Source organism: Jannaschia pagri, from assembly GCF_019655435.1.
GTDB classification, from domain to species: domain Bacteria; phylum Pseudomonadota; class Alphaproteobacteria; order Rhodobacterales; family Rhodobacteraceae; genus Jannaschia; species Jannaschia pagri.
The window spans coordinates 310593-330306 of sequence record NZ_BPFH01000002.1; the positions used below are offsets into that span (position 1 = coordinate 310593).

Annotated in this window: 21 protein-coding genes; 13 read left to right on the top strand and 8 right to left on the bottom strand. The window is 64.0% G+C overall.

Annotated elements, in window-relative coordinates:
- Positions 1-61: 61 nt before the first annotated feature.
- From glpD to K5R33_RS06425, 4 genes are all read right to left on the bottom strand, one after another.
- Positions 62-1630: a glycerol-3-phosphate dehydrogenase gene (glpD, locus tag K5R33_RS06410; RefSeq protein ID WP_220748181.1), complete on the bottom strand. Its 1569-nt coding sequence runs from the start codon at positions 1628-1630 to the stop codon at positions 62-64.
- A gap of 206 nt (positions 1631-1836) precedes the next feature.
- Complete coding sequence (locus tag K5R33_RS06415; protein WP_220748182.1) at positions 1837-3063, bottom strand: urate hydroxylase PuuD; 1227 nt, start codon at positions 3061-3063, stop codon at positions 1837-1839.
- A 108-nt stretch (positions 3064-3171) separates the two neighbouring features.
- Entirely contained in the window at positions 3172-3525 is a 354-nt protein-coding gene (uraH, locus tag K5R33_RS06420) for a hydroxyisourate hydrolase (RefSeq protein ID WP_220748183.1), read from the bottom strand.
- Positions 3526-3571: 46 nt separating this feature from the next.
- Entirely contained in the window at positions 3572-4339 is a 768-nt protein-coding gene (locus K5R33_RS06425; RefSeq protein ID WP_373314141.1) for a bifunctional allantoicase/(S)-ureidoglycine aminohydrolase, read from the bottom strand.
- 206 nt (positions 4340-4545) lie between these two features.
- Here K5R33_RS06425 and K5R33_RS06430 point away from each other — a divergent pair, with 206 nt between their 5' ends.
- The 4 genes from K5R33_RS06430 to K5R33_RS06445 all read left to right on the top strand — a co-directional run bounded on the left by K5R33_RS06430 (position 4546) and on the right by K5R33_RS06445 (position 8557).
- On the top strand, positions 4546-5004 hold the full coding sequence (locus tag K5R33_RS06430; protein ID WP_220748185.1) for a (2Fe-2S)-binding protein: 459 nt from the start codon (positions 4546-4548) through the stop codon (positions 5002-5004).
- Positions 5004-7220, top strand: coding sequence for a xanthine dehydrogenase family protein molybdopterin-binding subunit (locus K5R33_RS06435; RefSeq protein ID WP_220748186.1), 2217 nt, complete (start codon positions 5004-5006; stop codon positions 7218-7220). The genes K5R33_RS06430 and K5R33_RS06435 overlap by 1 nt, the downstream gene beginning before the upstream one ends.
- A gap of 107 nt (positions 7221-7327) precedes the next feature.
- Positions 7328-7987 (top strand): phosphoglycolate phosphatase, encoded by a 660-nt coding sequence (gene gph, locus K5R33_RS06440; RefSeq protein WP_220748187.1) that lies wholly within the window; start codon positions 7328-7330, stop codon positions 7985-7987.
- A gap of 111 nt (positions 7988-8098) precedes the next feature.
- Positions 8099-8557: an NUDIX hydrolase gene (locus K5R33_RS06445; protein ID WP_220748188.1), complete on the top strand. Its 459-nt coding sequence runs from the start codon at positions 8099-8101 to the stop codon at positions 8555-8557.
- A gap of 8 nt (positions 8558-8565) precedes the next feature.
- On the opposite strand, the gene K5R33_RS06450 is transcribed toward K5R33_RS06445, so the two are convergent.
- Entirely contained in the window at positions 8566-8706 is a 141-nt protein-coding gene (locus K5R33_RS06450) for a hypothetical protein (RefSeq protein WP_220748189.1), read from the bottom strand.
- Positions 8707-8793: 87 nt separating this feature from the next.
- Positions 8794-9636, bottom strand: coding sequence for a protein-disulfide reductase DsbD domain-containing protein (locus K5R33_RS06455; protein ID WP_220748190.1), 843 nt, complete (start codon positions 9634-9636; stop codon positions 8794-8796).
- A 195-nt stretch (positions 9637-9831) separates the two neighbouring features.
- On the opposite strand from K5R33_RS06455, the gene K5R33_RS06460 reads away from it, so the two are divergent.
- Positions 9832-10356 carry a YqgE/AlgH family protein gene (locus K5R33_RS06460; protein ID WP_220748191.1) on the top strand — a complete coding sequence of 175 codons (525 nt, stop codon included), beginning with the start codon at positions 9832-9834 and terminating at the stop codon, positions 10354-10356.
- Between the two features lie 7 nt (positions 10357-10363).
- On the opposite strand, the gene K5R33_RS06465 is transcribed toward K5R33_RS06460, so the two are convergent.
- Positions 10364-11329 (bottom strand): L-threonylcarbamoyladenylate synthase, encoded by a 966-nt coding sequence (locus K5R33_RS06465; protein ID WP_220748516.1) that lies wholly within the window; start codon positions 11327-11329, stop codon positions 10364-10366.
- Positions 11330-11402: 73 nt separating this feature from the next.
- On the opposite strand from K5R33_RS06465, the gene K5R33_RS06470 reads away from it, so the two are divergent.
- From K5R33_RS06470 to K5R33_RS06495, 6 genes are all read left to right on the top strand, one after another.
- Positions 11403-13073 carry an acyl-CoA dehydrogenase family protein gene (locus tag K5R33_RS06470; protein WP_220748192.1) on the top strand — a complete coding sequence of 557 codons (1671 nt, stop codon included), beginning with the start codon at positions 11403-11405 and terminating at the stop codon, positions 13071-13073.
- Between the two features lie 68 nt (positions 13074-13141).
- Positions 13142-14194: an MBL fold metallo-hydrolase gene (locus K5R33_RS06475; RefSeq protein WP_220748193.1), complete on the top strand. Its 1053-nt coding sequence runs from the start codon at positions 13142-13144 to the stop codon at positions 14192-14194.
- Positions 14195-14240: 46 nt separating this feature from the next.
- On the top strand, positions 14241-14705 hold the full coding sequence (locus tag K5R33_RS06480; protein WP_220748194.1) for a hypothetical protein: 465 nt from the start codon (positions 14241-14243) through the stop codon (positions 14703-14705).
- A 102-nt stretch (positions 14706-14807) separates the two neighbouring features.
- A complete protein-coding gene (locus tag K5R33_RS06485; RefSeq protein ID WP_220748195.1) occupies positions 14808-14945 on the top strand; it encodes an aa3-type cytochrome c oxidase subunit IV in 138 nt (45 codons plus the stop codon).
- A 4-nt stretch (positions 14946-14949) separates the two neighbouring features.
- Entirely contained in the window at positions 14950-15576 is a 627-nt protein-coding gene (locus tag K5R33_RS06490; protein WP_220748196.1) for a hypothetical protein, read from the top strand.
- A 122-nt stretch (positions 15577-15698) separates the two neighbouring features.
- Positions 15699-17123 (top strand): MFS transporter, encoded by a 1425-nt coding sequence (locus K5R33_RS06495; RefSeq protein ID WP_220748197.1) that lies wholly within the window; start codon positions 15699-15701, stop codon positions 17121-17123.
- A 152-nt stretch (positions 17124-17275) separates the two neighbouring features.
- On the opposite strand, the gene rpsU is transcribed toward K5R33_RS06495, so the two are convergent.
- A complete protein-coding gene (gene rpsU / locus K5R33_RS06500; protein ID WP_220748198.1) occupies positions 17276-17482 on the bottom strand; it encodes a 30S ribosomal protein S21 in 207 nt (68 codons plus the stop codon).
- 113 nt (positions 17483-17595) lie between these two features.
- Here rpsU and K5R33_RS06505 point away from each other — a divergent pair, with 113 nt between their 5' ends.
- Together K5R33_RS06505 and K5R33_RS06510 are read left to right on the top strand one after the other, a co-directional pair.
- Positions 17596-18282, top strand: coding sequence for a COQ9 family protein (locus K5R33_RS06505; protein WP_220748199.1), 687 nt, complete (start codon positions 17596-17598; stop codon positions 18280-18282).
- 413 nt (positions 18283-18695) lie between these two features.
- Positions 18696-19685: an NAD(P)H-quinone oxidoreductase gene (locus K5R33_RS06510; protein WP_373314142.1), complete on the top strand. Its 990-nt coding sequence runs from the start codon at positions 18696-18698 to the stop codon at positions 19683-19685.
- The last annotated feature ends 29 nt before the right edge of the window (positions 19686-19714 follow it).

The following is a 19714-nucleotide window of genomic DNA, read 5'->3' on the forward strand; positions in this document are numbered from 1 at the left end:
GGCGGGAACGCTACGCGGCTAGGCCAGCAACTGTACGCCATTCACACAGGATAGGCACACATCACTCCGCAGCTTTGGCACCGTCCCAGCGCGCCGACATCCAAGCGTCCAATGCCGCGATCTGATCCGCATCGAGACGGAGGCCCAACTTGGACCGGCGCCAGAGCACATCCTCAGCCGTCCGTGCCCATTCCATGTCCATCAACCAGGCGACTTCTGCGCCCGTCAAGGTCGCGCCAAAGGCTGGCCCCAGATCCTCGGCGCTTTGGGCCCCGTCCAAAAACGTGGTTGCGTCGGTCCCGTAGGCCCGGACGAGACGCAGGGCCCAGCGCTCGGACAGGAAGGGATAGGCTGTGCGCAGGGCCTCGACCTGCTCCGCCACGCCGTCGACGGGAAAATCCCCGCCGGGCAAGGGCGCATCATGGGTCCAGGGCCCCGTTCGCGTTGGCAAATGTTCGGCGATCTTCTCCAACGCGCTTTCCGCCAACCGCCGGTAGGTCGTGATCTTACCGCCAAAGATATTGAGAACTGGCGCGCCCGCCGCCTCGACCTTGAGGACATAGTCCCGCGTTGCGGCTGTCGCTGAACTGGCCCCGTCATCGTACAAAGGCCGCACGCCAGAATAGGTCCAGACCACATCCTCACCAGTCAGATCCTGCTTGAAGTAGCCGTTGGCAAAGTCGAGCAAGTATTGCTGTTCTTCAGGCGTGCAGACGGGGGCGTTGTGGGGATCGTCGTGCTCCGCATCCGTTGTCCCGATCAACGTGAAGTCGGTCTCATAGGGGATCGCGAAGATGATGCGCCCATCTGCCCCTTGGAAGAAATAGCACTTGTCATGGTCAAACAGCTTCCGCGTCACGATATGAGATCCGCGTACCAGACGAACCCCCTCGCGCGCATTGGACCGGACCACTCCGCGAATAACGTCGCCCACCCAAGGACCCGCCGCATTCACGAGCATCTTCGCACGCACCTGTCCCGTCCGTTCCCCCTGCAGGGTGATCAGCCAGGTGTCGCCATCCCGTTCGGCGCTCACGACGCGCGTGCGCACATGGACGTCGGCCCCCCGCTGCGCGGCGTCCCGGGCATTCAAGACCACCAACCGGCTGTCTTCGACCCAGGCATCGGAGTATTCGAAAGCCTTCGCGAAGCGATCCTCCAGCGGAGCGCCCTCCGGCGTGCCGCGCAAGCTGATGGTGCGCGTCCCCGGAAGATATTTCGATTTGGCCAGCCCATCATACATGGCCAGGCCCAGGCGGATCAGCCAGTTGGGCCGACGCCCCCGCAGCCAGGGCATCATCACCCCGAGGAGCTTTGACGTGGGCGTCCCCCCTTCGAACCGCATGTCGGGAGACAGGGGCAGCACAAATCGCATGGGCCAGCTGATATGCGGCATGTTTTGCAGCAAGACATCCCGTTCCTGAAGCGCCTCGCGGACCAGGCGAACCTCCCAGTATTCCAGATACCTGAGGCCTCCGTGGAACAACTTGGTGGAGGAGGAAGACGTGGCCCCCGCAAGGTCCCCCATTTCGGCCAGCCCGACCGTCAGGCCGCGCCCCGACGCATCCCGCGCGATGCCGCAGCCATTGATGCCGCCGCCGATCACGAACAAATCGTAGGTCTCGCGCATGATCGCCTCCTCAAAACGAACGCAAGCGAACATCTACACTTTCCTTTTTGCGCGTTCAACGGTTCTCTTTGGTGTGAGCGTGTGACGGAACGGCGCGCCTAAGGGCGACGTCGCAGCCAGCGGGGTCGTTGCGTCAGAGTATTTTTGCCAAGGAGAAGCGGGGACAATTCGACTAAAACTGTCCGTTTAAACCGGTCCCTACCGTTTCAGCCGCCTTGAGCCGCGCGGTACCAGCGCACCAGGGTTGCCTGATCCTCCGGGGCCAATCGTCCGATGATCGCCGGGGGCATGGCATGGCTCACCCCGGCCTGGGTGTATATCCGGCGGGCGTTCTTGGCGATGTCCGCTTCTGTCTCCAGATGAACCCCCTTCGGAGCCCAGCGCAGGGTCCCCCAGACCGGCTCCCGCGCATGGCACATGGAGCAATTGCCCTGCACGATGCTGGCCGCCCCGTCGAACCCTTCAGCTTGGGCAAATCGCTGCTCGGTCGGTGTCAGATCGCGGGCCTCGGCCTCTTCGTAGGTATCGAACAGCGGTGCCGTGGACAGCCACATGAGCAGCACAAAGATCACTGCCGTCGCGCCTAGGGTCCACCACGGTCGCGGTTTGCGCATGTGCATAGTGTTGAAGAAATGCCGAATTGTGACACCCATCAGAAACACCAGCGCCGCGATCATCCAAGCCGCATCCGTTCCGAAGGCCAACGGATAGTGGTTGGACAGCATCAAGAAGATGACCGGTAGCGTCAGATAGTTGTTATGCGTGGACCGCAGTTTGGCGATCTTGCCGTATCGCGCGTCGGGCGTGCGACCGGCCTTCAGATCGGCCACGACGATCCTCTGGTTCGGCATGATGACGAAGAAGACATTAGCCGACATGATCGTGGCGGTCATCGCCCCCAGGTGCAAAAGCGCCGCGCGCCCCGTGAAGACTTGGTTGAGGGCCCAACTCGCGATCACAATTCCCGCGAAAAGGACAAGCATTACCAGGGTTGGTTGCTCCTTCAGGGGGGACCTACACAGCGCGTCATAGCCCACCCAACCGATCGCCAAAAAGGCAGTCGAAAGGCCAATGCCCTGCCAAATTGCCAAATCCGCCTTTTGCGGATCCAGCAGGAACATCTCCGCCCCAGCCCAATAGACTACAGCCAGCAGCGCGGCCCCCGACAGCCAGGTCGCGTAACTCTCCCATTTAAACCAGGTCAGATGATCCGGCATCGCCTCGGGCGCCACGAGGTACTTTTGGACGTGGTAAAAACCGCCGCCGTGGACCTGCCACTCTTCCCCATCAGCGGGTCCGGGGATCTCCCGGTTCAGGCCCAGGTCCAATGCGATGAAATAGAACGACGAACCGATCCAAGCGATGGCGGTAATGACATGGGTCCAGCGGATGGCGAATTCGATCCAGTCCCAGAAAATGGCGAAATCGTACATGGCTCATATCCTGACACGATGGCGGCTGGACCGTTCCACGGGCCAGTGGATAGGTAAACCCCGGCCCGCGCCCTGATCGCACCTGCCGCGACAATCTGCCCGAAACGTCTAGCTGCCGCGATAGGTCGAATACCCGAACGGGCTGATCAAAAGGGGCACGTGGTAGTGGTTATCCTCGTCCAACCCAAACCGAATGGGGACTTGGTCCAAAAAGAGCACGTCCCCAGACACCAGCCCTTCCCGGCGCAGCCAATCGCCTGCAAAAAACACAAGCTCATAGGTGCCCGGCTTGAACCCGTCCTGCCCCAAGATCGGAGCATCGGTCCGCCCATCGCCGTTCGTCACGGCCTCCGCGATCTTGCGATGGCTGTTCCCAGAGACCCGATACAAAGAGATCGACAGCCCCGCCGCGGGCTTGCCCCGCGCCGTATCTAGCACATGCGTTGTCAGGTATCCGGCCATGGTCGCTCCTTCTTCTCGGCGAAAATACTCTGGGGGGTCTGGGGGGCTAGCCCCCCAGCGTCAAACACGCGTGCCGGTTCACGTCCTTATAGAGCAGGTACCGGAACCGGCTCGGGCCACCGGCATAGCACGCCTGGGGGCAAAAGGCGCGCAGCCACATGAAATCACCCGCTTCGACCTCAACCCAATCCCGATTGAGACGGTAGACAGCCTTCCCTTCCAGGACGAACAGGCCGTGCTCCATCACATGGGTTTCTTCGAAGGGAATGGTTCCACCCGGTTCAAACGTGACGATGTTCACATGGCAGTCGTGGGCCATATCTGCCGGGTCCACAAACCGGGTGGTGGCCCATCGCCCATCCGTGTCCGGCATGGCAACGGTTGTGCCAAGGGCCTCCTGGGTCACGAAAGACGTCGGTGGCGCGACGCCTACGGCTGGGGTCCACCGCTTCCGGATCCAATGTAAGCGCGCATCGGATTGCGCGGCGAGGTGCCAATCGGCCCCAGGCGCGAGATACGCATATCCCCCGGCTTCCAGGACATGCTCCGCCCCATCTAGGGTCAGGGCAACCTCTCCGGACACGACATAGAGGATCCCTTGGGCTGCTCCGTCCACCTCTGGCTGGGAACTGCCGCCACCCGCCGCGACCTCGACCAAATAGTGGGAGAACGTCTCCGCAAACCCAGTCATCGGACGCGCGAGGATCCACATGCGCATGTCCCGCCAACCGGGCAGAGCGGAAGTGACGATATCGGTCATGCACGCGCCAGGAATGACGGCATAGGCTTCGGTAAAGACGGCGCGTTGGGACATCAGCGCACTCTGGGGGGGAAGACCGCCAGGGCCTGTCATCGGTGACCTCCAAATCGTCGAACGGGGCGCGGTGCGCCGTGTCAGTGGCACCGAACCACAAGGTGACGTTGCGCCACAAGGGCGGCGATGGACTGCTTTTCTACGCCCGGTTCCTTAACTCCTAAGGTCAATGCTGGTGAAAGACACCATCCCGACCGGAGAGTGACATGCGACTGACCGTGAATAGCCGACAGCATGACCTTGATGTGGAAGACGAGATGCCGCTCCTGTGGGTCCTCCGGGATGTGCTGGGCATCCACGGGCCGAAGTATGGGTGCGGCATTGGCCAGTGTGGTGCTTGCACCGTTCACCTGGACGGCGTGGCCGTTCGATCCTGTCAGATCGCCGCAGCCGATGCCGTTGGCGCCGCAATCACCACAATCGAAGGCCTGGGAACGCCCGAGGCGCCCCACCCGGTGCAGACGGCCTGGATCGTCGAACAGGTGGCGCAATGCGGCTACTGCCAGTCTGGCCAGATCATGCAGGCCGCCAGCCTTCTGGCCGAGGTGCCCAATCCGACGGATGCGGAAATCGATGACGCCATGTCAGGCAACCTGTGCCGCTGCGCGACCTATCCGCGGATCCGGGCGGCCATTCGCCGGGCAAGCCAATCGGAGGACTCGTGATGGGCGCGGGCAAAATCGCAAGACGGGGGTTTCTGGTCGGCGCGGCGGCGCTCGGCGGCGGCATAGCGTTCGGGACGTATCTCTATCGACGGACGCCGGAGAACCCTTTGCGCGCCACGCTACCGAGCGGGTCCACCGTTCTGACGCCGTATGTGATGATCTCGGCGGAGGGGATCACGTTGATCACCCCCAGGGCCGACGTCGGTCAGGGGGCGGCGTCGATCCAAGCCCACCTGCTCGCCGAAGAATTAGACGTCGATCCGGCCAAGGTGCAGTTGGATCCCGGCCCGGCCAGCCCGGTCTACTACAACGGAAAGGTGGCCGCAGAAGGGATGCCCTTGGCGGCCTGGGACAGCCGTTGGCTTGCGCAAACAGGGCGGAGTGCGTCGGATGTTGCGGGCAAACTGATCGGGCTGCACCTCACCGGCGGCTCGACCACGGTGCCAGATACCTATGAGCGGTTGCGCGCGGCAGGTGCCTCTGCCCGCGAGACCCTCAAGGCCGCTGCCGCCGGCGAGATGGGTGTGGCGGTGGATCAGCTCCGCACCGAAGATGGCCAGGTCATCGGCCCGGACGGCAGCACACGGGCCTACTCCGATCTAATCGAAGCGCTGCGCGATACGCCTGTGGTCCAAGATGTTCCCTTGCGGGCGCCTGAGCAGTGGGTCCGCCTGGGACGCAAGCATCAACGTACAGATATCGTTCCCAAATCGACGGGGACGTTCCGATATGGCGTCGATTTGACACTACCGAACATGATCCATGCCACCGTGGTCACGAACCCGGTGCGGGGCGGTGGCTTGCGTCGCATGGACACCCGCGCGGCAGAGGCGATGCGCGGGGTTGAGGCCGTCGTCGCCATCACCGATGGGGCCGCTGTCCTGGCGGACAACGACTGGCGGGCGATGGAGGCGGCGCGCGCGATTGAAGTCGAATGGGACGGCGGAGGGCCGGACACCGACGCGCTTTGGCAAACCCACGCCGACGCGATGACAGACGACAATCGCGACAGCCGCTTTGCCGATGACGGCAACGTGGAGACCGCGCCCGGTGCGCCGGTGACGGCCGAATATCGTGTCCCCTTCCTGCACCACGCGCCGTTGGAGCCTGCAAACGCCACGGTTCTTTACCAACCGGAACGGACCGAGGTCTGGACGGCAACCCAGGCGCCCCGGTTTGTGGCCCAGGCCGTGGCCCGGATCACGGGGCAAGACGCCGAGGTTGTGACGGTCCACGCCCTGCCCGCCGGGGGCAGTTTTGGTCACCGCCTAGAGGATGAATGGGTGCGCCAGGCCGCTGAGATTGCGGTCCAACGGCCGGGCAGACCCATCCGCCTGACCTGGTCCCGGGAACAGGACATGACCCATGGGTTCCTACGCCCCATGGCCCTGGCCCGTGGGCATGGCACTGTCCAAGACAAACGTGTCCGCAGTCTGGACCTCTCCATCGCGGCCCAATCCGTCGCCGAAAGCCAATTGGGGCGCGCAGGCATGCCGAGTTTCGGGCCAGACGTTGCCATCGTGGCCGCCGCTTGGGATGCGCCCTACGCGATCCCGGACCGTCGCGTCACCGGATACCGGGTTCGCGCAATGGTCCCCGTCAGCAGTTGGCGGTCGGTCGGTGCATCCCACAACGGTTTCTTCCATGAGTGCTTCCTCGATGAGTTGATCCATGCCGCTGGCGCGGACCCGGTGGAGGAGCGCTTGCGCCTGCTGCATGACGATCCGTCGCGCAAGGTCCTGGAAACCGTCGCCGATATGGCAAATTGGGCAGGGCCCGCCGGGGCCCGTGGGGTCGCCTTCGTCTACTCCTTCGGCGTCCCGGTGGCGCAGATTTGTGAGGTGCGGGACACGGACGGCGGGATCGTCATTGATAAGCTCTGGATCGCGGCAGAGGTCGGACGCGTCCTCGACCCGGTGAACATTGAGGCTCAGCTTTCGGGCGGGGCGCTGTTTGGGCTTGGTCACGCGATCTCGTCGGAGATCACACTGACCGACGGGTCAACGGATCAGACGAACTTCCACGACTACGAAAGCCTCAGGATCTGGCAAACGCCCAAAGTAGAGGTCCGCGTGTTGGAGTCAGGCGGACCGATCCGCGGCGCGGGGGAGCCGGGCTTGCCCCCAGCCGCCCCGGCCCTTGCCAACGCGATTTTCGCGGCCACCGGCACGCGGTTGCGGGAAATGCCCTTCGCGAAAACCCTCCGCTTTGCCTGAGGCGCCATGGGCGGAGTGCCCGGAGGCGCCCCGCCGTTGAACCCGACCCCCATGGGCGCTAGTGGCCAGCCTAAGCGCAATCGCGCTGCGCCATTAGGATGAACGCCATGACGCCTTTGCACGGTCGCCGCGCCGTTGTTTTCGATTTGGATGGGACGCTGATCGACAGCGCGCCGAGTCTGCATCGGGCGGTGTCACTCATGATGATCGACCGTGGCCTACCCGCTCCCGATCTTGAAACGGTGACCGGGTTCGTCGGGAACGGGGTTCCAAAGCTGGTGGAACGCGCCCTGCGGTGGGCGGGGCAACCGATGGATGACGGCGCGGTCCACGCGTTTCGGACCATCTACGACGCGGATCCCATGACCGGAACGGTTGTGTTCGACGGCGCCCATGACCTCTTGGCGGCCTTGAGGTCCAAGGGACTGCGCCTCGGGCTGTGCACGAACAAACCCATGGCACCGACGATGACCCTGCTCAACGCACTCAAACTTGGACCATTCGAAGCCGTCATCGGCGGCGATAGCCTTCCGGTGCGCAAGCCTGATCCTGCCCCGCTCCTGGCGACGCTGGACCAGATGACCTGTCCCCCTGACGCCGCGCTCTACGTGGGGGACTCCGTCACCGACCATCGGACGGCCAGTGCCGCGAACGTCGCTTATGTCCATGTGGAGTGCGGCTATGCGAATGGATCCATCGAGGGGGACGCGCCACTTGCGCGGTTCGCAACGCTCGCGGAGTTCAGCCAAATTGTCACTGAATTGTAAGGGTGAATTTGCACATTCGCCGCGTTTCAGGCATACTCAAACGCCGAGCAATATTATATTTCATAGCAAGCAGGTCGATCTGACCTGGTTTTGATCGGACGCAGACAGACAATGACATCGGTGAGACAACAGATCGCAGCCATGCCACTGCGCTGGAAAGGCGACTCCGTCCAAGTTCTTATGGTCACATCCCGCGACACGGGCCGCTGGATCGTGCCCAAGGGATGGACAATGAAAGGCGTGGCGCCTTGGGCTGCTGCAGCCATTGAGGCCTTGGAAGAAGCGGGCGTGAAAGGTCACATCGCGAAGGACGTGTTTGGCACGTATCGCTATGACAAAGGCCTCGGCGATGGATCGACCGTGCCCTGCGAAGTGGACGTCTATCCCATGATCGTCGAACAGATGAAATCCGATTGGAAGGAAAAGTCGGAGAGAACACGAAAGTGGTTCTTTGTGGATCAGGCCGCCGATCTTGTGGATGAACCTGAACTGGCAAGCCTGCTGAAACAGCTTGTCCGCAAACCCAAAAAGGCACCCGTTGCGGGTGCCATGCTCAAGCGGATCGCTTAGGACGGTCCCTAGCGGCGACGATCCCGTGGATCATTGCGAACCGGAATAGGGATCGCATCCGGACGAGGGGCCAACGCGCCGAGCGCCTCAGACAGTTTATCCGTCACGACGTCGACAAGCTTTTCCAACGGTCCACGCTTTCCAGCCATAGAATTCTCCTTCGTCGCGAGGAAGGTGGCGCGCCAAATGGCATTCGGCAAGGGGCAAAGCGGCGCAGGCAAGACTTTGCTGATATTTCATTGCTCGCATCCCGCGAGTTCGAGCGCATGAGATGCGCCAATGATTGTGATGCGCACGGCGTTCAAATCCAGCGAAACCCGCTCTCCGCCACCGACCATCACTTCGGAAGTTGCCGTGAGCCGCTCTCCCTGGCGTTGCACGGTTGCATCAGTGACCCAGTGGTGGTCATTCCCGGTTTCGAAAACAACAGCTTCCCGCCCACCCAGCGCTGGAACGTCGATATGCCCGGTCAAGGCAGTACCGTTTGGTGTGGGTCGAAGATAGCAGTTTGCCGCGTGTCCGACCTTTCGTGGACGGTCATCTAAGGCCATCGCTATGGCGGGATCAGGCGTCTCCGCGTCGCCAAGATCACGCCCCACGGTCACATGGGCCGGCACGCAAATGTCCGCACAAACGCCGATCGCAAGCCGACCTTCCAGGCGCATGGAGGCGTCGGCCCCACTGCCGTCAATCACCAACGGAACGACGAAATCCTCATCATATCCAATGGATTGCAAACCATCCTTGTAGAAGACCCGCGGTGTTGGCCAAAGCGTGTGGACGGAGTCTACACCGGCAGACCCGGACCAATCGAACTGCGGCGCGATTCCGCCCGCACCAGCCGTCCGCCAATAGGTCCGCCACCCAGGCCGCAGCCTGAAATGGAGCCCGGCGATGTGGGTGCCGTCATCGCTCCGCCATCCGGGCCGGATCTCGACGGAGACGACCTCCTCCACGGACCCGATTGACTGCGCCTCGACCGAACCGGCCGCGCCAAGGGCGCAAGCGACGACAAGGGCGCCAAGGGACCGGATCAACGCTGGGTAGCGCGCGGATGGACGAGCGAAAGGATTGTTCATGGGGAATAGGTATGCCAAAGAAGGCAGCAACGGAAATCACGCTCGCGACAAATCCACGCGATCACGGCCCCTACCCCGCACACGCGCAGGTAGGATTTCTGCGCTGCCGTTGTGCCAACCCGCCGTTTGACATATGGTATGACTATGCGGGTAGACAGATCATCCTCCTCCTTGGCAGGCAAGTTTCTTGTCGCAATGCCAACCGTTACGGAAGCCGCCTTCCGTAAGGGGGTGATCCTTGTCTGCGCGCATTCGGCCACTGGTGCCATGGGTTTGCTGATCAATCGGCCTGCAACGAACATGACCTTGCGGCGCCTGCTTCGTGAGAGCGGGCTGGCCACGCCCAATGTTGCGATTGGGGTGCCGATCCATGCCGGCGGACCATCGGATATCGAACGCCCGTTTGTCCTACATTCAAGTGACTACCGCCTTGCGCATCAAACAATGGTGATCGCCGACGACGTGCGCATGACGCCCCACGAGGCCGCGATCCAAGATCTTGGCTGCGGCAGAGGGCCAAAGCGCGCCTTTGTCGCCATGGGATACTGCGGTTGGGGCGAGGGCGCGCTGGAGCAAGAGGTCCAGGATGGCAGCTGGCTGACGATGAACGCGCGGGCCAACATGATTTTCGACCAGCCGTCTGGTGAGCGTTGGAGCCGCGCGATGGAGGGGATGGGAATCGCCCCGTCTGGCCTGTCCGGCCTCGCAGGCCACGCCTAAGGGCGCCTTACCGTGGCGCCGACGCCCGTCGCAGCCGATCATTTATGGCCCGCCCCAGCCCCAGATTCGGAATGTCAGACACGGTGATCCCGGTCCCGCGCGCTGTCGCCATGGCATCTGCTTGATGCAGGACTTGGAACAGGTTTGCGGCAGCCTCGATAAGATCCCCGCTGACTGACAGGGTCACATCGCCTTTGTCCGCGCCGAAGCCCACGTGAACGGACGCATTTGCTTGGCTGGCCGCAACGCCCATGCGCAGCGACACCGATGGCGCGTAGTGGGATGCCAATTGTCCCGGGGCCTGCACACGTCCCGGCGTGGTGTCCTCTGCGACAGCGCGGCCAAGCACGGCTTCCAGATCTTCCCGCGCAAGCCCGCCATCCCGCAAGAGAACAGCCGGGTCCGGGCGTACAATGGTCGACTCAAGGCCGACCGCGCAGGGCCCACCGTTCAAAACGGCGTCAATGCGCCCCGCAAGACCCTCCAAAACATGGTCCGCGCGGGACGGGCTGATCCGACCCGATGGGTTCGCCGAGGGCGCCGCAACGGGCCGCCCCACCATCCGAAGCAGTTCCTGGGCCAAGGGCGCGGCTGGTACGCGAACCGCAACCGTGGGCAACCCAGCCGTGACAAGGGGCGACAACGCGCTGTTGTCGGCCAAAGGCAACACGAGGGTGAGAGGCCCTGGCCAAAACCGCTCCGCCAACAGATGGGCCTCGGGACCAAAGCGCACCAGACCGGATAGAGCCTCACGGTTTGGCACGTGGACGATCAGCGGGTTGAAACTCGGCCGCCCCTTGGCCTCGTAGATCGCGGCCACCGCGCGCCCGTCCGTCGCATCGGCGCCCAGCCCGTAGACAGTCTCGGTCGGAAAGGCGACCAAACCACCCGCGCGCAGCAGCGTCGCAGCCTCCGCCACACCCTCGGGCGGACGCAGGTGCCTGGTGTGACGCTGTGTTCCTGTTGCTGCCATCGGGGCCGTGCCCTTAGTTTCCGCCGGAGTGCGGGACGTATAGGCGGCCTGCGTCAAGATTGGGAGGTCCTCCATGCCATATCGCGCCCCTGTTTCCGAAGTGCGCTTCGTCCTCGACCATGTCGTGGGCTTCGACCGCGTTGCCGCCACCGAGACCTTTGCCGACGCCACGCCAGAGACGGTGGAGGCCATCCTGACCGAAGCGGGCCGCATGTGCGAAGAGGTCCTGGCCCCCCTCAATCGCGTGGGTGACCTAAATCCGGCAAGGCTGGAAAACGGGATTGTGCGCACCTCGCCCGGCTTCGCGGAGGGCTTCGGCGCCATCGCGGAGGGGGGCTGGCTCGGCATGTCAGCCGAGGCCGAGAACGGCGGCATGGGGCTGCCGATCACACTGACCATGGCCGTCAACGAGATGATCGGATCGGCCTGCCTTGCGATCCAGCTGAACCCCCTGATGACCCAAGGCCAGATCGAAGCGCTGGAGGCCCATGCCTCGGACGAGATTAAGGCGCTCTACCTGCCCAAGCTCATCTCTGGCGAATGGTGCGGCACCATGAACCTGACGGAGCCCCAGGCAGGGTCGGATGTGGGCGCGTTGCGGACCAAGGCCGAACCCAATGGCGATGGCACCTATGCCGTCACGGGTCAGAAGATCTACATCTCCTGGGGCGACAACGATTTCACCGACAACGTCTGTCACCTTGTCCTCGCCCGCCTGCCCGACGCGGCACCGGGCACCAAAGGGATCAGCCTGTTCATGGTGCCCAAGCGCCTTCCACAGGCCGACGGCAGCGCAGGCGTCGCCAACAGCCTCAAAGTCGTGTCGCTGGAGCATAAGCTGGGCCTGCACGGCTCACCCACCGCTGTGATGCAGTATGATGGCGCCACCGGGTGGCTGGTCGGGGAGCCGCACCGCGGTATGGCCGCTATGTTTACGATGATGAACAACGCCCGCCTGGGCGTGGGCATCCAAGGCCTCGCCATCGCCGAAGCCGCGATGCAACACGCCGTGGCCTATGCCCAAGGCCGCAAGCAGGGCGCAACGCCGCGCGGGGCTGGCACGATCCTGGACCATGCGGACGTGCGTCGCATGGTGCTCGGGATGAAGGCCGAGACCTTCGTGGCCCGCACCATTGCCATGGATTGCGCAGTGGCTTTGGACATGGCGAAGGCGACGGGTGACGCCGATTGGGCGGCGCGCGGTGCGTTTCTGACGCCCATCGCCAAGGCCTATGGAACAGACACGGGCATCAAAGTGGCCTCCGAGGGCATACAGGTGCACGGCGGCATGGGCTTCGTCGAAGAAACGGGCGCCGCACAATATTTGCGCGACGTGCGGGTGACGACGATCTATGAGGGCACCAATGGGATCCAGGCCATGGATCTGGTCGGTCGCAAACTGATGGACGGTGGCGCGGCTGCTTTCGCTGTGCTCGACGACCTGGGGCAGACGGACCACGAAGGGCTGCGCGCCGCCGTCGCCGATCTGCGGGACCTCACAGACTGGATGTTGGCGCAAGACATGCAGGACCGCTTCGCGGGCGCGGTGTCTTATCTGGCAGCCTTTGCCCGCGTTCTGGGCGCGGCGCACCACCTACGCGCCGCAGCCGCCGACCCCGATCGCGCGCCCCTGGCCCGCTTTGCCGTGGCGCGCCTGTTGCCCGAAGCCCTGGCTGAGATGGCAAAGGCCCGGACGGGTGCGGAGGAGCTCTATGCGGTCTCCGACGAGGTGATCGCGGCCTGAGCGCCCGCCTCCCCTGGCCCCGCCTCGCAGGACACCGTATCTGCGGGGCACAGACGAAGGGGACCCCGATGACGGACACCGAAATTCCCGACGGCTACGCCGGGTTGCAGTTCCCCTGGGACACCGCCCCGCTCGAGGGGCAGGTCACCAAAGTGGCCGATGGGGTCCTCTGGGCGCGGCTGCCCCTGCCGATGGCCTTGGACCACGTGAACGTCTATTTCCTGCGCGACGGCGCCGGGTGGGCTTTGGTCGATACCGGGTTCGACACCCGCAGGACCCGCGCCATTTTCGAGATGTTGAAGGCCGGGCCCCTTGGGGGCGACCCGATCACCCGCGTTCTGGTCACCCACCACCACCCCGATCACATCGGTTTGGCCGGATGGTTCCAGGCCGATGGCGCAGAGCTTTTAACCACGCGGACGGCTTGGCTGATGGCGCGGATGCTCCGCCTGGACGAGCAACCGTTGCCCACCGCCGAAACGCTCGACTACTGCCGTCGCTGGGGTATGGACCCAGAGGTTCTGGCCAAACGCGCGACAGAACGGCCCTTCAACTTCGCCGATATGGTTGCGCCCCTGCCGGTTGGCTTCACGCGCCTGCGCGCGGGTGACGACATCACCCTGGGCGGCCGCCGGTGGCATGTGGCGCGGGGGGACGGGCACGCCGCAGAACATGCGGTTTTGTTCGAGGCTGACGGCCCCCTGGTCATCGGAGGCGATCAACTTTTGCCGGGCATTTCGCCAAACCTGGGCCTCTACCCGACCGAAACGAATGCAGATCCGGTGGGCGATTGGCTGGCGGCCTGTGATCGTCTGGCACCGCTTGCCCGCGGCGATCACCTGGTGTTGCCAGGGCACAAGTTACCGTACCGAGGGCTGCCGACGCGGCTGGCGTCCCTTAAGCGAAACCATGTGACGGCACTGAATCGCCTGGAGGCACATTTGGAGACGCCCCGGACAGGCGGTGAGTGTTTCGCTCCGCTCTTTAAGCGAAAGGTCGAGGGCGGGCTCTATGGCTTGGCGTTCTTCGAAGCCATCGCGCATCTTCAGCATCTTCATCTGACCGGACGTGCTCGCCGCGAGACCCGGGACGACGGCGTTTGGGTGTTCCAAAGATCGTGACACATGGGGACTGGCCCGGATGGAAACGGCGCCTTACGCTTCGACCATGACAACAGATCCCACTCCCGTCGCGCCTGCCGATTTGGCCCGCGCGACCGAATTGAGGCCCGAAGGCTGCACCCCCGCGCCCGACGTCCCCGAAGCCATCGCCAAACGCCCACCCCAAACCAAAAGCGCCGCTGAATGGGCCTATCAACGGGTGGTCCTGTATCTGAAGGCCTTTGAGGAAAACCTGAGCGACGACCAAGATGCCGCCATGGCCTTTACGGGCGGCGCGGCAGGGGTGCTGCGGATCCAGGGCATTGGCTTCAGCGCCCCGGACATCGTGACCTTTACGGGCCAGGACATGCAGGGGCAGCAGTGTCTGCAATTGCTCCATGTGAGCCAATTGAACGTGATGCTGCGCGCCGTCTCGAAACCTCCAGACCAGCCAGAGCCGCTGCGCATCGGCTTTCGCCTGGCCCGTGCGCTTGAGACAGAGGCCGAGAACGAAGACGCGGCGGAGGACTAGGCGACCAAAGGACGTCTGCGCAATGCGCCGCACCCCCGTGACAGGGACGGTCGCGCAGGCTAAGGACGGCGCCAACAGACACCGAGACGAAGGACCAGACCCATGGCGGAAGAGCACAAGATCGGCAGCATGGACATCACTGAGCAAGAGAAGACATTCGACGGCTTCGTCGCCTTTGCCAAGTGGACGACCATTGTCATCATCGCGATCCTGGTTCTGTTGGCGATCTTCCGGACCTGATCCCATGCTGCGCGCCTTGGCGGTCATGCTTCTCGTACCGCTTTTGGTGGCCTGCGGAGCGGAGGCCATCTACGATCCGCTGGAAGAGGTGGAGCGCCGGGCCTATGCGGCGCCCGGCCCCGCCAAGCTGACGCTGATTACAGCGATCAACAATCGCTCCGGCGATGGGGGCCATTCGGCTCTGATGGTCTCCGGCAGCCAGCGCGTGCTGTTTGACCCGGCGGGCACGTGGCATCACCCCACCGTGCCGGAGCGGGGCGATGTGCTCTATGGCATCACCCCGACGATGCTGGAGTTCTACACGGACTACCATGCGCGGCCGACCTACCACGTTGTCATCCAAGACCTGACCGTGACGCCTGAGCAGGCCGAGCGCGCGCTGTCCCTCGTCCAGGCCCATGGGCCAGCCTCCAAGGCGACTTGCGGGGTTTCCGTTTCCGGCATTCTGCGGGAGCTCGGGTACACCCAAGTGCGCCAATCGTGGTTTCCAGATAACGTCATGCGCAGTTTTGCCGCCGTCCCGGGCGTGACGGAGCGCAAGATATTTGACGACACCGTGGACGCCCATTCGCCAGAACGGCCACGGGTCAAGGCGATCACCGACGATGGGTTCGTGAGAGAAGCTACCTAGCCGTTCTCATGTGACTGCGCTGTAGAAAAGGTCTCGCCCGCAACGGTGACCCTGGCCCATGGGACGCTCCTTTTTGAGCCGTCCCATGCTATGGCAAAGGGAGTGTCGTCCGCGGAGGAACCATGTCCGCCACTCTCCCGCCCCCCTGCCCAGAGGCCCCTGGCTCAGGTCCCGTCAAAACATCCGACCACTATGATCCGCGTGGCACGCTGACCGCGACGATCCTGGGATCCAGCCTCGCGTTTGTGCTTGGCTCCATCATCAATGTGGGCCTGCCGCAAATGCAGGCCGATTTCGACGTCGGTGCGACCGGCGCCCAATGGATCGTAAATGCCTATCTTTTGCCTTTGGGCGCGCTGGTTTTGCTGGGCGGGGCGCTTGGCGATCACAGGGGGCGCAAGCGCGTCTTTCAGGCCGGTCTGCTGCTGTTTGCCGCCTCTTGCCTGCTCTGTGCTGTCGCCTGGAGCTTTCCCTTCCTGCTGGCAGCCCGCGCCCTGGAGGGGGTCGCTGCCGCAATGATCGCGCCCACATCCCTGGCCATCATCGCCGACGCGTTTCACGGACCTGACCGGGGACGCGCCATCGGCACTTGGGCGGGTGTCGGGGCCGCCGCTGGGGCCGTGGCGCCGGTGGTCGGCGGTGTGATCGTCGACACTGTTGGCTGGCGCTGGGCCTTCGTCGCCGTGACACCACTGGCCCTGGTGGCCTGGTGGATCGCACGGGACACCGTCCGCGAGAGCCTGAGCGCCCCGGAAACATGTGCGCCCCTGGATCTATGGGGTGCGATCTTGGTGTCGGCGGGCCTCTTCGCCTTGATCTGGGGGTTGATCGCCCTGCCCGACCTGGGCCCTTCGGGTCTGGTGACGGCGGCCCTGGCGGTCGGCATGGCGCTGCTATCGGCCTTTCTGGCGGTCGAAGCCCGGCTGGGTGACCGCGCCATGACACCGCTCAGACTGTTCCAGAACGTCAGCTTCTCCGGCCTGACCGCCTTTACCCTATTTCTGTACGCGGCCCTCGGCGGCCTCATGGTGCTGCTGCCCTATGTCTTGATCCAAGGTCTTGGGTTTTCTGCCACCGCAGCAGGAGCGGCCATCCTGCCATTTCCGGCTGTCCTAGCCGTCCTCTCCCGGCTCACCGGGGGGCCTTTGGCGGACAGGTTCGGCACGCGGCCCTTGCTGGTTGTTGGCGCGAGCTTCGTCGCCCTTGGGTTCTTCGCATTTGCCCAAATGCCTAGCCAGAACGTCCGTTATACGCTGCATGTTCTGCCCGGGCTTCTGGCCCTCGCCCTGGGGATGTCCCTGTCGGTCGCGCCGCTCACGGCGGCAGTCCTCAACTCTGCGGGGGAGCGGTATGCGGGCGTCGCCTCGGGGATCAACAACGCGATCAGTCGGATCGGCGGGCTGCTTGCCACGGCCCTATTGGGCATCGTTCTCTTGCAAGCCGACCTCCTGATGGCCTTCGCGCTCGCCGCTTGGGCGGGGGTCGCCCTGGCCGTGATGTCAGCCGTCATCGCCTTGGCAACGGTGCGCCCGGCCCCTGCACCGTAGACGTCACCGCTCCCCCGCCTAGCGTATGGGCGCCAGGATGGACCGCTGAAGCCCGGTTCTGCAGGGTCCAATCCACAGGCGCGCCCCAAAAGAAAGCCCCCGGTGCGACACCGCACCGGGGGCTTGAAACGGCGCAAAGCCGTCGAAGGGTCTTACATCATCCCTTCGCGTTGTGCCTTTTTCCGCGCGAGCTTGCGGGCGCGCCGAATCGCTTCGGCTTTCTGCCGCGCCTTCTTCTCGGAGGGTTTCTCGAAATGCTGCTTGAGCTTTATCTCACGAAACACACCTTCGCGCTGCAGCTTCTTTTTCAGGGCCCGGAGGGCCTGATCGACGTTGTTGTCGCGAACGCTGACCTGCATGTGGTTTTCACCACCTTTCTAAGTTGGAGTTGTCGGATAAATCCGTGCAGGAGTTGGCCGTATATCCCCACACCCCTATCTTGTCCAGCGACCGACCCACAGGAGAGCGCGACATGCCAGACCTCAAAGACTGCCTGATTGACGCGGCACTGACCCATGTTCCGTTCGACGGCTGGTCTGCGGCCACCTTCCGTGCCGCTGTGGCCGACGCGGAGGTCACACCCGCCCAAGCCCGTGCCGCCTTCCCCCGAGGGGAGGTCGATTTGGCCCTCGCCTTCCACCGCCGAGGCGACGACCGGATGATGGAGCACCTGCAAGCCGAAGACCTGACGGAGATGCGCTACCGAGACCGCGTGGCCCGAGCCATCCGGGTTCGGCTGGAAATCGCGGAAGAGGACAAAGAGGCGGTGCGCCGGGGCGTGACGCTATTCGCCCTGCCCATCCACGCCGCCGACGGCACCCGCGCGCTTTGGGGGACGGCCGATGCCATCTGGGACAGCCTCGGGGATACTTCCGTGGACGTGAACTGGTACACGAAGCGCCTCACCCTGTCGGGGGTGTATTCGGCAACGGTGCTCTATTGGCTCGGCGATCAATCTGAAGACTACCGGGAGACCTGGGACTTTCTCGATCGGCGCATCGACAATGTGATGCAGATCGAAAAGCTAAAGGCCCAAGCCCGCAAGTCCCCCGTCCTTAGCCGTTTGATGGCTGGCCCAAACATGCTGCTCGACCGGGTCCGCGCCCCAGCCAAGGCGCCGCGCGGTGATCTGCCCGGCCTTTGGCGAGATCCTTCATAGTGACCGAACGACCGTCGCGCAGAGTGGTGACCGTAGTGAACGCGTGCCGCGCCACGAGCAGATCGGTGACCCCAGCTATCAGCACCACGCGCAGATGTGGCAGAAGTATAAGCTTCTAGACCACTTGCACGATTGGCATTCTCTAAAGCCCACGGCCCTCCGCCGTCCTTCGTGCGCGACCAGGACAGCAAGGCTCAGCCGACCCATCAAAGTCGTTAGCCACCAAGAACTAGTGCGCGTGCGACGCCACAGGAATAGGTGCATCGGTCCTCACAAAGGCCTCGCGCGGCCGCCAGAACGCGAAGATCAGATCAGAGACCTTCGCGATGTGTACAAGGTGATCCCCGCCCCAGGCCTAGTCCTCGCCCAAGGTCCCGACTAGGGTGCCGCAACAGTGACCACCGAGGGGACCCATGGCCGACCTGCCCGACACGATGACCGCAATCGAAATCTCTGCGCCCGGTGGACCCGATGTCCTGACCCCAACGACCCGCCCCGTACCTCAACCAGGCGCGGGCCAAATCCTAATCGCCATCGACCACGCGGGCGTCAACCGGCCCGACGCGTTACAACGGGCGGGCGCCTATGACCCGCCCAAGGGCGCCTCTGACCTGCCTGGCTTGGAGTGCGCGGGCACCGTCGCTGCCGTTGGCCCGGGCGTCAGTCGCTGGGCCGTCGGCGACCACGTCTGCGCGCTCCTCCCCGGTGGCGGCTATGCAGAATACGCCGTGACCTGCGCCGATCACGCCCTGGCGGTGCCCCGTGGCTATACCATGGCCCAGGCCGCAGCTCTCTGCGAGACGGCCTTCACGGTTTGGAGCAACGTCTTCGACCGCGGCGGCCTGCGGGCTGGTGAGCGCTTCCTCGTCCACGGCGGCAGCAGCGGCATCGGCACGACCGCCATCCAAATGGCCCGCACCATGGGGGCCCGCGTCTTTGCCACGGCGGGCAGCGCGGCAAAGGTCGCAGCCTGTGCAGACCTCGGCGCCGAAGCCATCAACTACCGGGACGAAGACTTCGTCGCCCGTCTCAAGGCCGAAGGCGGCGCGGATGTGATCCTCGACATGGTTGGCGGTGACTACTTGCCGCGCAACCTCAAGGCTCTGGCCGAGGATGGACGCCTGCTCCAGATCGCGTTCCTCCAAGGCCCAAAGGTGGCCGTGAACTTCGCGCCCCTCATGGTTCGCCGCCTGACGATCACCGGCTCCACCCTGCGCCCCCAATCGGACCTCGCCAAGGCCCGGATCGCCGAGGCGCTGCGCGCCAAGGTATGGCCACTCTATGACGCAGGCACAATTGCACCGGTGATGGATCAGACCTTCCCCCTTACGGAAGCCGCCGCGGCCCATGCACGCATGGAAGCGGGGGACCATATCGGCAAAATAACCCTCAAGGTGCGCTAACCTCCCCTTTTCGATGTTCCATAAATATC